This is a genomic window from Pantoea sp. ICBG 1758, from assembly GCF_002928325.1.
Lineage (GTDB): Bacteria > Pseudomonadota > Gammaproteobacteria > Enterobacterales > Enterobacteriaceae > Pantoea > Pantoea eucrina.
In genome coordinates this window covers 1060022-1072604 of the sequence record NZ_POWL01000001.1, presented here as the reverse complement: position 1 = coordinate 1072604, position 12583 = coordinate 1060022, and the positions used below count along the sequence as shown (strand labels likewise).

The 12583-nt window shown below is 59.6% G+C and carries 10 protein-coding genes; 7 read left to right on the top strand and 3 right to left on the bottom strand.

Annotation, left to right across the window (positions count from 1 at the left end; genetic code table 11):
- Positions 1-31: 31 nt before the first annotated feature.
- On the top strand, positions 32-595 hold the full coding sequence (gene smrA, locus C1Y41_RS05245; RefSeq protein ID WP_104084997.1) for a DNA endonuclease SmrA: 564 nt from the start codon (positions 32-34) through the stop codon (positions 593-595).
- On the opposite strand, the gene C1Y41_RS05240 is transcribed toward smrA, so the two are convergent.
- Complete coding sequence (locus C1Y41_RS05240; protein WP_104084996.1) at positions 592-1512, bottom strand: LysR substrate-binding domain-containing protein; 921 nt, start codon at positions 1510-1512, stop codon at positions 592-594. The two genes, smrA and C1Y41_RS05240, sit on opposite strands and share 4 nt — an antisense overlap.
- Before the next feature lie 320 nt (positions 1513-1832).
- Between C1Y41_RS05240 and C1Y41_RS05235 the strand changes: the two genes are divergently transcribed.
- The 4 genes from C1Y41_RS05235 (at position 1833) to C1Y41_RS05220 (ending at position 8315) form a co-directional block, all read left to right on the top strand.
- A complete protein-coding gene (locus tag C1Y41_RS05235) occupies positions 1833-3167 on the top strand; it encodes an aromatic acid/H+ symport family MFS transporter (protein WP_104084995.1) in 1335 nt (444 codons plus the stop codon).
- Positions 3168-3255: 88 nt separating this feature from the next.
- Positions 3256-4599 (top strand): VOC family protein, encoded by a 1344-nt coding sequence (locus C1Y41_RS05230; RefSeq protein WP_104084994.1) that lies wholly within the window; start codon positions 3256-3258, stop codon positions 4597-4599.
- Between the two features lie 363 nt (positions 4600-4962).
- The gene (locus tag C1Y41_RS05225) at positions 4963-6486 is read left to right on the top strand and encodes a carboxylesterase/lipase family protein (RefSeq protein ID WP_104084993.1); all 1524 of its coding nucleotides are present in this window, start codon (positions 4963-4965) and stop codon (positions 6484-6486) included.
- A 158-nt stretch (positions 6487-6644) separates the two neighbouring features.
- Entirely contained in the window at positions 6645-8315 is a 1671-nt protein-coding gene (locus C1Y41_RS05220; protein ID WP_104084992.1) for a methyl-accepting chemotaxis protein, read from the top strand.
- Here C1Y41_RS05220 and C1Y41_RS05215 read toward each other — a convergent pair.
- Positions 8312-9154 (bottom strand): LysR substrate-binding domain-containing protein, encoded by an 843-nt coding sequence (locus C1Y41_RS05215; RefSeq protein ID WP_104084991.1) that lies wholly within the window; start codon positions 9152-9154, stop codon positions 8312-8314. The genes C1Y41_RS05220 and C1Y41_RS05215 overlap by 4 nt on opposite strands.
- A gap of 128 nt (positions 9155-9282) precedes the next feature.
- Between C1Y41_RS05215 and C1Y41_RS05210 the strand changes: the two genes are divergently transcribed.
- Both C1Y41_RS05210 and C1Y41_RS05205 read left to right on the top strand, forming a co-directional pair.
- Positions 9283-10449, top strand: coding sequence for a methionine aminotransferase (locus C1Y41_RS05210; RefSeq protein WP_039384423.1), 1167 nt, complete (start codon positions 9283-9285; stop codon positions 10447-10449).
- Positions 10450-10462: 13 nt separating this feature from the next.
- Positions 10463-11248: a transporter substrate-binding domain-containing protein gene (locus C1Y41_RS05205; protein WP_039384421.1), complete on the top strand. Its 786-nt coding sequence runs from the start codon at positions 10463-10465 to the stop codon at positions 11246-11248.
- Between the two features lie 33 nt (positions 11249-11281).
- On the opposite strand, the gene pepT is transcribed toward C1Y41_RS05205, so the two are convergent.
- Entirely contained in the window at positions 11282-12514 is a 1233-nt protein-coding gene (gene pepT / locus C1Y41_RS05200) for a peptidase T (RefSeq protein WP_104084990.1), read from the bottom strand.
- Positions 12515-12583 lie beyond the last annotated feature (69 nt).

The window sequence follows — 12583 nt, the reverse complement described above, 5'->3', positions numbered from 1 at the left end:
GCATATGCTTAATCGGGTATGGGGAAACATGATGAACCTTGATGATGAAGACCTGTTCCGCGATGCCATGGGGGATGTCACGCCCCTGAAAGATTGTGCTAATACGCAGTGGCTGCGTGCGCCCTCCACTAAAGCGCCACGGACTGTGCCGCCGGAGAGCGAAGAGAACTTTCTTACGCGCGGTTTTCTGGAGATTGTCCCGCTCACATCACCGCTGGAGTACCGGGCAGAAGGCATTCAGCAGGGCGTCGTGGATAAAGTGCGGCTGGGCAAATATCCGCTGGAGGCCAGCCTGAATCTGCTGCGTCAGCCGGTGGAGACCTGCCGCCAGTCGCTGTTCAGTTTTATGCAGGAAGCGCGCCGGCAGGGGCTGCGTAATTTGCTGATTATTCACGGCAAAGGACGTGATGACGAGTCGCATGCCAACATTGTGCGCAGCTATCTGGCGCGCTGGCTGCAGCAGTTTGATGCGGTGCAGAGCTTCTGTACCGCACAGCCGCAGCACGGCGGTGCGGGCGCGCTTTATGTGAGTTTGCGTAAAACTGAGCAGGCGCGGCTCGACAACCGCGAGCGGCATGCAAAGCGCAGCCGCTAATGGTGAAACTTGCGGATCGTGGCGATCAGCACTTCGGCGCTGAGGCTGAGCGGATAGCCGCTGCGGGTGATGATCCCTACCGGTTCGCCCGGACCGGGTGAGGCGAGCGGCAGTGCATGCAGGGCATGGTGTTCAAGATCCTCCTTGACCGCGCCAGAAGGAACAAACCAGACGTAGTCGTAGCGCAGCGCCAGCTGGCGGGCAAGGGAGGTAGAGGAGGTTTCAACGCAGTCCGGAGGCAAACTGCAGCTCTGCTCATCCAGCATATGCTGCGCGATGCGCCGCGGCGCGGTGCCTTCCGGCGAGATCACCACCGGCCACTGCATGGCGCGGGACAGTGTGACGTTGTCACTTAAAAGCGGATGTTCCGGCCTGACGACCAGCTTCAGTGACTCCAGAAACAGCAACTCATAACTTAACCCCGCCATCATTTCACTGCTGGCCATGCGGCCAATGCCGACATCAAATTCACCGGCGCGCAGCCCGGCCAGCAGCACGTTGTTGTGCAGCGTGGCTACCTGCACCGTGGTGTTTGGCTGCTGCTCATGAAAGCGGTTCAGAATCTGCGGTAACATGCCCATTGCCGCCGTGGTCAGCGCCCCCAGCCGGATAATAACCGGCCGTCCCGGTGCCGGCGCGTTAAAGCTTTGCGCAGCATGATTCAGCGCGTCCAGCACTTTTACTGCGTAAACCAGAAACTGTTCGCCCGCCGTGGTCAGCTGCGCGCCTGAACGCCCGCGATCCAGCAGGCGCGCGCCTGACAGCTCTTCAAGCTCATTCAGGGTCTTGGAGAGCGCAGGCTGGCTCAGGCTGAGCGTCTCTGCTGCACGCCCCAGCGTTCCCTGTTGCGCAACGGCGACGAAAGCGTGCAGATGGCGCAGGCGAATGCGCTGGCTGAAAACCGTGTTTTTATCCATAGGGTCAACGTAATCCGTAAGGGCTGGCGAGAGCAACCAGCAAAAATGCGTTCTGTTAACTTAATTGCAAAATGAATTTAACAAAAGTCTTTTCATACACGGCCTCCCTTAACCCCTTGTTTTTGCAACCTGGTCCCGACAGGCTGAAAAGCAGTTTTTGCAAAAGTATGTTTTATCAGAGGCTTAAATCGTTCTGTTTTTGAGTGAAACGGGCGTCATGTGAAAAAATTGTGCAGTACAGGGTTAACGATGGGCTATCATATCCGCCGTTTTTTTTACCAAAACTGATGACCTTTTTGCTGAACAGCAGGAGTTAAACCGTGACCAGCGCCGAAGCCGTAGATGTTCGCCAGTTAATCAACCGTCATGCGCTGAGCCGCTGGCAGAAACGGCTTATCGCGCTCTGCTTTGTGATTGTGGCACTGGACGGTATGGATATCGCGCTGATGGGGTTCATTGCGCCCGCGCTAAAAGCAGGCTGGGGCGTAACAAACCATCAGCTGGGCATGGTGATCAGCGCCGCGCTGATTGGTCTGGCGCTGGGGGCGATGGTGGCCGGGCCGCTGGCCGACCGCTATGGGCGCCGCATCATGATCCTGCTCAGCGTGCTCTTTTTTGGGCTCTGGACGCTGGCCACCGCGCTGGCGCAGAACATCGAGCAGATGATGCTGTTTCGCTTTCTGACCGGACTGGGGCTGGGCGCCGCCATGCCCAACGTGGGCACGCTGGTGGCGGAATATGCTCCTGAACGTCGCCGATCTTTTATTATCACCGTAGTCTTTTGCGGCTTCACCTTTGGCGCAGCGGCTGGCGGATTCGCAGCATCCTGGCTGCTACCGCGCTACAGCTGGCACGCGGTGTTACTCATGGGCGGCATTTTGCCGTTGCTGGTGCTGCCCTGGCTGATGTATGGCCTGCCGGAGTCGGTGCGTTTTCTGATTCACCAGCGCGCGCCGGCGGCGCGTATACACGCGATCCTTGAGCGTATGCTGCCAGGAGAGGTGGCGCCAGGCAGCCGCTATCACGCCAGTGAAACTCTGAACGTGCGGCGCGGCGCGATAGCTACCGTGGTATCAGAATCCTATCTGTTTGGCAGCCTGATGCTCTGGGGCGGCTATTTTATGGGACTGTTTCTGGTCTACCTTATTGGCAGCTGGCTGCCGTCGCTTATCAACACGCTGGGGATGTCGCTCACCGAGGCCGCGATTGTCACGGCCATGTATCAGGCGGGCGGCACGCTGGGCTCGCTGTTTGCCGGCTGGCTGATGGACCGCATGAACGCCAGTCTTGCGCTGGCGACCATCTACTTCTGCGGCGGCATTGCGATAGTTGCGCTTGGCTTCTCTCCGGCGCAGGTCGGATTGATGAGCGCAATCGCGTTCTGCAGCGGCTTCTGTTTTAACGGCGCCAATACCGGCATGAATGCGCTCTCCGCTCACTTCTATCCCACACACGCCCGCGCCACCGGCTCAAGCTGGATGCACGGCGTAGGCCGTATCGGTGCGATTCTCAGCGCGTTTGCCGGCGCAGAGTTGCTGACGCTGGGCTGGGCGTTTAGCCAGATTTTCCTGCTGCTGGCGATACCGGCCGTGCTGACAACCCTGATGCTGGTGCTCAAGTACCGCTTTGCCGATCCAAAACCGGGCGTGGAGTGACAGGGCGATCACACTTCAGGGAAAATTTTACCTGCGCTGCGTGCCTTGATTTAGAGTAACAGCACTGTTCCGGCTCAGGACCCCTGTTATGGAAAATTTTCTCAGCTCTGATGCGATCCGTACGCTATTTTCACAGGCCATGTCGGCCATGTATCAGCAGGAAGTGCCGCAGTATGGCGCGCTGACGCAGCTGGTCAGCGCGGTTAATGAACGCACGCTGGAAGCGAACCCCGCGCTGAAAGATCGGCTGGCAGCGGCGGATGAGCTGGCGCGGCTGAGCGTTGAACGCCATGGCGCTATCCGGGTCGGGACGGCCGCCGAGCTTTCTCTGCTGCGGGAGATGTTTGCCGTGATGGGCATGGAGCCGGTGGGCTATTACGACCTGTCGCAGGCGGGCGTACCGGTTCACTCCACGGCTTTCCGGCCCGTGAGCGAGGCCGCGCTGCGCCGCAATCCGTTTCGCGTTTTCACGTCGCTGCTGCGTCCTGAGCTGATTGACGATCCGGCGCTGCACGCCCGAGCGATGGCGATACTCGGCGCGCGTGACATCTTTACGCCCGGCTGCCGCAGGCTTATCCGGCGTCATCAGGAGCAGGGCGGCCTCAATGCCAGAGACGCAGCCGCGTTTGTCAGCGAGGCGCTGGAAACGTTTCGCTGGCACGCGCAGACCACGGTGGACAGCAAAACCTATCATGCGCTGAGCCAGCAGCACCGGCTGATCGCTGACGTTGTCTGCTTCCGCGGCTGCCATATCAACCATCTGACGCCGCGTACGCTGGATATCGATCGCGTGCAGGCGCTGATGCCGTCACGCGGTATCGAGCCAAAAGTGCTGATTGAAGGCCCGCCGCGGCGCCAGGTTCCGATCCTGCTGCGGCAGACCAGCTTTAAAGCGCTGGAAGAGGCGGTGCATTTCAGTGACGGTACGCCGGGCACGCACACGGCGCGCTTCGGCGAGATAGAGCAGCGCGGTGCGGCGCTGACCCCGGCCGGCCGGGCTCTGTATGACCGGCTACTGGCTGCCGCGGGCTCCGGCAGCGATAATGCGCAGCATCAGCAGCGCCTCAGTGAGGTATTTCGTGATTTCCCCGATGATGAAGAGACGCTGCGCGAGCAGCAGCTCGCCTGGTTCCGCTATCGTCTGACGGAGCGCGGCGAACAGCAGCCTCCGCGCGCCGGAGAGAGCGTGTCAGCCCTGCTGCAGGCTGGCCGGCTGCAGGCAGAACCTATCGTGTATGAAGATTTTCTGCCAGTCAGCGCGGCGGGCATATTTCAGTCTAATCTGGGTAATGCGGTAACAACGCGCGAGGCGGGTCACGCCAGTCAGGCAGCGTTTGAAGCGGCGCTGGGCGCGTCAGTACAGGATGAGATGGCGCTCTATGCGCAGATGCAGCAGCGCAGTCTGATTCGCTGCGGCATTCACGAGGGATAACAGAGAGCCGGTCAGCGAAATCAGCGATGATTTCAGCAGCCGGCGATTTTTTATCATTATAATGGCAGAAGCATATGCGAATACGCTTCTGCTCAGCGGCACCGTTCAGAACGGTTACGCTTTTTCCCCGATGTAAGCATGGTATTCGATCAAATCCGCCCGTTCAGGATGAAACTCATCTGACCTGCCGGATTCAGCCCCGCCACAATAGACTAAACAGCCTGCCGACAGTAAGCCAAAATATTTGATGATCTCATTCAGCGATCCGGGTCATGTTTCGGCATAATCTGCAAATGCTTTAAGAACATAGACATTTATCGGGTCGCTGCAAATAATGAGGCACGCTTTATCAGGGAACCCGATATGAAAAATGAACCGCGTCTGAGGATCAAGACAGCAGAAGGCGAGCTCAGCGGCCTGATGGATGATGACATCTATGTTTTCAAAGGGATACCTTATGCTGCGCCGCCGACGGGCGCGCTACGCTGGCGGCCACCTCAGCCGGTTACCCCCTGGCAAACCGCACGCGACGCGACCGCGTGGGGAGCAGCGAGCTGGCAAAATCGCGAATACTGCATCGGCATCGGTGGTGGCGATCCGGGCACTTTCAGTGAAGATTGCTTATATCTCAATATCTGGACCCCCGATCCTGAGCCTGGCGCACCGCTGCCGGTGATGGTCTGGCTGCACGGTGGTGGTTTCACCCTCGGTGCCGGCAGCCTGGATCCTTATCAGGGTAAAGCGCTGGCCGCACAGGGCGTGGTAGTGGTCACCCTTAACTACCGGCTGGGCCATCTTGGTTTTTTCTCACATCCCGCGCTGGATGCGCAGTATAAGGCGGGCGCAACCGTCAATAACTTTGCGCTGCTCGACCAGATAGCCGCACTGCAGTGGATCCAGCGCAATATTCCCGCCTTTGGCGGCAACCGTCGCAATATCACGCTATTTGGTGAATCGTCTGGCGCCCGCAGCGTACTCTCTCTCTGCTGTTCACCGCTGGCAGAAGGGCTGTTTCACAAAGGCATCGTCCAGAGCAGCTACAGTCTGCCCGATCTGACGCAGCCGCAGGCGCGGCAGAAGGGAATAGAGGTCGCCGCCCATTTCGGACTGCCGGAGAACGCAACGGCAGAACAGCTGCGCGCGCTGCCCGGCGATGCATTCTGGTCGCTGGCACAGCCGCTGGCGCCGGGACCGGTGGCGATCAGCGGGGATGCCGTGCTGCCAAAGCCGATGCTCGACACCTTTATCGCCGGCCGGCAGCATCGCGTGCCGCTGATGATTGGCAGCAACAGCGATGAAGCCAGCGTACTCAACTATTTTGGGGTCGACGCGCGCGGCGTGCTGCTGCAGATGCGCGAGAAGAACCGCTTCACCTATCGCCTGCTGAAATGGTTATACGACATTCATGATGATGCGCTGCTGGGACGCGCGGTGGCACGCGACATGGCGTTTACCGTCATGCCGCTGCTGATCGCGCAGTCGCAGTCCGGTACCGGCATGCCCGTCTGGCGCTACTGGTTTGACTATGTTTCTGAAAATGCGCGCGATCTCTACCCGCACGGCGCCTGGCACGGTAATGAAATCCCCTATGTGTTTAACGCGCTGGAGACGCTGCCGCCGCCCGATAACCGGCCTTATACTGCCGCGGACAAAACCCTGGCGGCAGAGGTAAGCGCATACTGGGTGGCGTTTGCCAGGGATGCCACTGAATTCAGCTATCGCCTGCGCGGTCGCAATGAAACGGAGTGGCCCGTCTGGCGCACCGGAGAGGATGTCACGCTCGCGTTTGGTGAACAGGGCCGTGCGGTTACCACTTTAAAAAAGCGCTTTATGCGTCGCCGTTTGCGCCTGTTCCGGCTGATGATGCGCAGCCACGTGCAGCTGTAATGCCGGTAGCAGACTGGCGCACGATTGCGTTGCTCCCCCCCGCTGCGCTGGCGCTTATTTAGCTTACAAAACGGTTACATTTTCCCTGCCTGCTGCCGATAACCGCAATATGCCCGATTTTATCGGGCGATAACGCGTATCAATCCAGGGGAACAGGTATGGGTATCTTTAAAAATTTTACGATTCGCGCGGTTTTACTGGCGCTGCTCGGGCTGTTTTGCCTGCTGTGGTGCGGCGTCGGTCTGTTCAGCGTTTATGCGCTGAATGCGCTGGGGAAAGGCAATGAGGTCGATCGCCAGCTGGTGAATCAGATGACGGTGCTGAGCAAAGGCAACGATCAATATTTTCGGGTAGTAACGCGTCTGTCGCGCGTGATGGAGAGCCGTACCGCCGGCGCGGCAATCAGCACAGAAGCCTTTGCCCCCGTTGAGCAGGCGCTCAGCAGCATGAAAGCGCAGCTGGATCAGTTTAAAGCGATGGCACCCGGTCCGATGGATCCGGCAACAGCGCAGAGCGTAATTAACAGCTGGCAGAAACTGCTGGATGAGGGCATTGCGCCGCAGGTCGCGCTGGCGCGCCAGGGCACGCCTGAAGCGTACAAAGCGCAGGCGACCGGCGTGACGCCGGCGCTGAGCCGCGCGTTTGGCGCCACTGCCGAAACCTTTAATCAGTCCGCGGGCAGCAAACTGGATGCAACACGGGTCACGGTAGACCGGCTGACAGGCATGACCAAAGTCATCATCGTGATGGCGGTGGCGGCAGGTCTGCTGATCCTGCTGTTTACGGACAGGTATCTGGTGAGCATGCTGGTCAGGCCGCTGGCGCGGATCCGCGAGCACTTTACGCTGATCGCGCAGGGCGATCTCAGCCAGCCAATTGAGGATGCAGGCCGCAACTGCGTGGGCAAACTGATACCGCTGCTGCGCGCCATGCAGGAGAGCCTGCGCGATGCCGTCAGCGCTATCCGCAGCGGGACAGATAATATCTACCGCGGCGCGTCGGAAATCTCCGCCGGCAACAATGACCTCTCTTCACGCACCGAAGAGCAGGCGGCCGCGCTGGAACAGACCGCGGCCAGCATGGAGCAACTCACCGCGACGGTGAAACTCAACGCCGATAACGCCCGTCAGGCCAGCGCGCTGGCTGATACCGCGACCGGCACCGCGCAGCAGGGTGGTCAGCTGGTAGGCGAAGTGGTTGCCACGATGCAGGGCATTTCCGGCAGCTCGAAGAAAATTGCTGAAATTACCAGCGTCATCAACAGCATCGCTTTCCAGACCAATATCCTGGCGCTCAATGCGGCAGTTGAAGCGGCGCGTGCCGGTGAGCAGGGGCGCGGCTTTGCCGTAGTGGCCAGCGAGGTGCGCAATCTGGCACAGCGCAGCGCCGGAGCCGCAAAAGAGATTGCCAGCCTGATTGCCGACTCGGTGGAGCGGGTGGACAAAGGCTCCGTGCTGGTAAGCAGCGCCGGCACCACGATGGATCAGATCCTGACGTCCGTGCAGGATGTCAGCGAAATTATGAAGCAGATCGCCGCGGCCTCCGAAGAGCAGAGTAAAGGGATCTCGCAGGTTGGCACCGCAGTCACGGAGATGGACAGCGTGACGCAGCAGAACGCCTCGCTGGTTGAGCAGGTCTCTGCGGCGGCGAGCGCGCTGGAGCGGCAGACGGAAGCGCTGCAGCTCTCCGTCGCGCGTTTCCGCCTCTCTGCCGCCGCGCCGGTTCATCATGCGCCGCCGGTTTCCGCTGCTCCGCTGCGTCGTCCGGCGCTGGCTGGCGCTACGCCGGCGGCGAAACCCGCAGCCAGTGAGGAGTGGGTCGCTTTTTAGGCACGGCTGAGCCACGACACCAGCTCAGCGAGCAGCGGCGGGGCGCGCTTATCCTGACGCTGCAGTAAACTGTACGCCGCCCCGGTTGCCACGCTGCCGGGGAACGGCGTCACCAGGCGCTGCGCCAGCAGATCGTTTTCAATCAGCGTGATATCCGCCACCGTAATACCAAACCCCTGTATTGCCGCACTGATAGCGAGATCCATCGTGGCAAAATGCTGATTACGCTGCATCACCAGCTCAATCCGCTGCTGCTGCAGCCAGTGCTGCCAGTCACGCCGGTCTGGCGTCGGATGCAGAAACGTCAGCGCGCTCATCTCTTCAATTCGCTGCGGGATCGCCATCCCGGCGGCCAGCACCGGCGTCAGACGCTCATCAAACAGCCGCAGCGCATCGGGTGGCGGCAGACCATAAACAATCGCCGCATCGAACTCCTCCAGCTGAGAGAGATGCTCCTGGGTCGTGGTCAGCGCGACATGCGTTGCCGGGTAGCGCTGTTCAAACGCAATCAGGCGCGGGAGCAGCCAGCGCATAATGCAGCTGGGCGCTTTCAGCCGCAGCGTCTGCGACGGCTGGCGCGCCCGTTCCGTTACCGCCAGCAGCTGCTGATAGCTATGCTGCAGCTCCGGCAGCAGCGCCGCGCCGCGTTCAGTCAGCCGCAGGCCACGCGCATGGCGCTGAAACAGCGCAAAGCCCAGCCAGTTTTCCAGCGTGGCAATTTTGCGGCTTACCGCACTCTGCGTCAGGTACAGCTCGCGCGCCGCATGCGTCAGATTGAGACAGCGCGCCGTCACCAGAAACGCGTTAATCGCTGTCAGGGGAGGAGCAGAACAGGCCATAACATCCTCAGCTATGCAATTTTCTCATGGCTATTATGACGACAATTCGCTTGTCGTCTCAAGGCGCTATGCGTTGAATAACGATCTGATCTTTCAATCTTACTCTGTCAGTCAGCGAGGCCGCAGCAATGAGCATCACCACGCCAGTTTCTCTCTGTTCAAAACAGCCCGATGTGGGCACCACGATCTTTAGCGTGATCGGTCAGCTCTCGGCCCGCCATCAGGCGATTAACCTGTCGCAGGGCGCCCCCAATTTTCCCTGCGATCCGCTGCTGGTGGAGCTGGTGGCGCAGGCGATGCACGACGGCCAGAATCAGTACGCGCCGATGACAGGCCTGCCGGCGCTGAAAAACGCGCTGGCGGAAAAAGTGCGCACGCTTTATGGCCAGCATTATGATGCTGACAGCGAAGTGCTGATCACCGGCAGCGCCAGCCAGGGGCTCTATATGGCGATTTCAGCCCTGGTGCACGCAGGCGATGAAGTGATTTTTTTTGAGCCAGCCTTCGACAGCTATGCGCCGGTGGTGCGCCTGCAGGGCGCCACGCCGGTAGGGATCAAGCTGCAGCAGCCCGATTTTGCCATTAACTGGGATGAGGTACGCGCCCGTCTCTCACCGCGTACACGCATGATCATTATTAATACGCCGCATAATCCGACCGGACAGGTGCTGACGCCGGCAGACCTGAGCGCGCTGGCGCAGCTGACGCGCAACACCGATATTATTGTGCTGTCAGATGAGGTGTATGAGCATATTCTGTTTGATGGCCGTCAGCATTGCGGTATGGCGACCCATCCGGAACTGGCGCAGCGCAGCGTTATCGTCTCGTCATTTGGCAAAACCTTTCACGTCACCGGCTGGCGGGTTGGCTACGCGCTGGCACCGGCTGCTATCATGGCAGAAATCGTCAAGATCCATCAGTTCATGATGTACGCGGCAGACACGCCGATGCAGGCGGGGTTTGCCTGCTATCTCGCGCAGCCGGAGCACTATCTGCAGCTCGCTGCGCTCTATCAGGCAAAGCGCGACCGGCTGGCCACGCTGTTGCAGGCGTCACCGTTCAGGCTGCTGCCCGCCAGCGGATCCTTTTTTATGCTGGCGAGCTTTCGCGATTTCAGTGACGAGAGCGACAGCGAAATGGTAAAACGTCTTATCGTTGATTACGGCGTGGCGACCATTCCGCTCTCAGCGTTTTATTCAGATGGCACCGATAACCGATTAATCCGTCTTTCGTTTGCTAAAGATGACGCCACACTTGAGGCGGGCGCAGCTGCGCTCTGCCGGGTTACAGGGTAAAAGAGGACATATAATGAAAAAACTAAACGCGCTGTTTATTGCACTGGGCATGATCGCATCGGCACAGACGCTGGCGCAGACCAGCCTGCGCTATGGCGTGGAGTCACAATACCCGCCGTTTGAGAGCCGCAACGCGCACGGCGAGCTGGAAGGCTTTGATATTGAGCTGGGTAACGCCATCTGTAAAACCGGCAACTTCAATTGCAGCTGGGTGGAGAGCAGCTTTGATGCGCTGATCCCAGCGCTGCAGGCGAAAAAGTTTGATGCGATTAACTCCGCGATGAACATCACCGAGGCGCGGGCAAAAAGCATCGATTTCACCAAACCGATTTACCGTATTCCCAGCATGCTGATTGTGAAAGCGGGCGAGAAGCTGCAGCCTTCAGCAGACGCGCTGAAAGGCAAATCGGTCGGCGTGCTGCAGGGCTCTATTCAGGAGACCTATGCGAAGAAACACTGGGAGCCTCAGGGCGTGACGGTAACGTCCTATCAGGATCAGAACCAGGTCTATAACGATATGGTCGCCGGTCGTCTGGACGGCACGCTGGTGATGTCGGCGGCCGGGCAGTCCGGCTTCCTGGATAAGCCGCAGGGGAAAGGTTTTGCCTTTGCCGGCGGACCGGTTGAGGATGACGCTATCCTGGGCACCGGCATCGGTTATGGACTGCGCAAAGGCGACAGCCAGCTGAAAACGGCGCTGGATGAAGCTATCAGCAAGGTTCAGGCGGACGGCACCGTGACCCGGCTGGCAGCCAAATATTTTCCGGGCATTGACGTGACTGCCAGCAAACAGCCCTGATAAAGAGCGGGCAGGCGCAACGCCTGCCCTCTGTCAGGCTGGCCTGGCAGCCAGCGCGCACAGCGCCTCCGCCACCTGATACGACTTCACAAATGAGGGGATCGGCAGAAACTCAAAGCGCGAATGAAAATTGTGCGCGCCGGTAAAAAAGTTAGGCGTCAGCAGACCTTTCGCTGACAGCGCAGAGCCATCGGTGCCACCGCGCATCGGGATCACTTTCGGCGTCACGCCAGCCTGCGCCAGCGCGGCAAACAGCAGATCGATGGCGCGGCGATCTTCACCAATCGCATTGCTGATATTGCTGTAAACGTCGCCGATCGTCAGCGCCACCTTGCCGGTGGGATAGCGGGCGGCAATCTGTTCGGCAACCGTTGCCAGCTGCTGTTTCTTCGCGGCAAAACCCTGCAGATCGAAATCACGAATGGAGGCTTTCAGCACCGCCTGGCTGGCGTTCGCCTGCATCTCATTAAACCAGATATAGCCTTCGCGGCCCTCGGTCTGTTCCGGCGTCGCCTGGCGATCAAAACAGCTGATAAAATCATGCGCCATCAGCAGCGGATTGACCAGCACCCCTTTCCCTGACATCGGATGCGCCGGCACGCCGCTAAACACCAGCTCAGCGCTGGCGCCGTTGAAGCATTCATAGACCACCTCTCCCAGCTCACAGCAGTCGATGGTCCAGGCGAAATCGACGTTAAAACGCCGCTCAAGATCCAGCGCTTTGGCACCGCGCAGCCCAATCTCTTCGTCCGGCACAAACGCGACCACAACATCGCCGTGCGCGCCCTGCAGATTCGCCATGAGCGTCATCACCACGCTTACCGCCGCTTTGTTATCCGCACCCAGCACGCTGGTGCCGTCGCTGAAAATAATCTCCTGACCGCGGTAAGGCAGGATCTCCGGATGTTCCGCCACGCGCAGCCAGATTTGCTGCTCAGCATTAAGACAGAGGTCGTCGCCGGTAAAGGTCAGCGTCTGCGGATGGATATCGGGCGAGAGGCCAACGTCCACGGTATCGATATGGGTAATAAAACCGATACGGGGTGCGCCAGGCGTGTTGCCGGGCTTAACGGCGGTTACGGTGGCGTGCTGGTCAATCTCGACCTGCTGCAGCCCCAGGTCTCGCAGCTCCTGTGCCAGCAGCGCAGCCATCTCATGCTGAGAGGGCGTACTGGGCAGGGTGGTGGCCTTTGCATCACTCTGGCTGGAGACCGCCAGATAACGATAAAACCGCCGGGTCAGTTCCCGGGCAAGCTGGTCTGTCATCACAATTCCTTATCAGTAAGGGTCCGCAGGTGATACGCCTGGCGGTGAAAACATGTTATCAATGAAATA

Coding starts and splice junctions, on each gene's coding strand:
- smrA (WP_104084997.1), top strand. CDS start 32: ATGAACCTTGATGATGAAGACCTGTTCCGCGATGCCATGGGGGATGTC.
- C1Y41_RS05240 (WP_104084996.1), bottom strand. CDS start 1,512: ATGGATAAAAACACGGTTTTCAGCCAGCGCATTCGCCTGCGCCATCTG.
- C1Y41_RS05230 (WP_104084994.1), top strand. CDS start 3,256: ATGGAAAATTTTCTCAGCTCTGATGCGATCCGTACGCTATTTTCACAG.
- C1Y41_RS05225 (WP_104084993.1), top strand. CDS start 4,963: ATGAAAAATGAACCGCGTCTGAGGATCAAGACAGCAGAAGGCGAGCTC.
- C1Y41_RS05220 (WP_104084992.1), top strand. CDS start 6,645: ATGGGTATCTTTAAAAATTTTACGATTCGCGCGGTTTTACTGGCGCTG.
- C1Y41_RS05215 (WP_104084991.1), bottom strand. CDS start 9,154: ATGGCCTGTTCTGCTCCTCCCCTGACAGCGATTAACGCGTTTCTGGTG.
- C1Y41_RS05210 (WP_039384423.1), top strand. CDS start 9,283: ATGAGCATCACCACGCCAGTTTCTCTCTGTTCAAAACAGCCCGATGTG.
- C1Y41_RS05205 (WP_039384421.1), top strand. CDS start 10,463: ATGAAAAAACTAAACGCGCTGTTTATTGCACTGGGCATGATCGCATCG.
- pepT (WP_104084990.1), bottom strand. CDS start 12,514: ATGACAGACCAGCTTGCCCGGGAACTGACCCGGCGGTTTTATCGTTAT.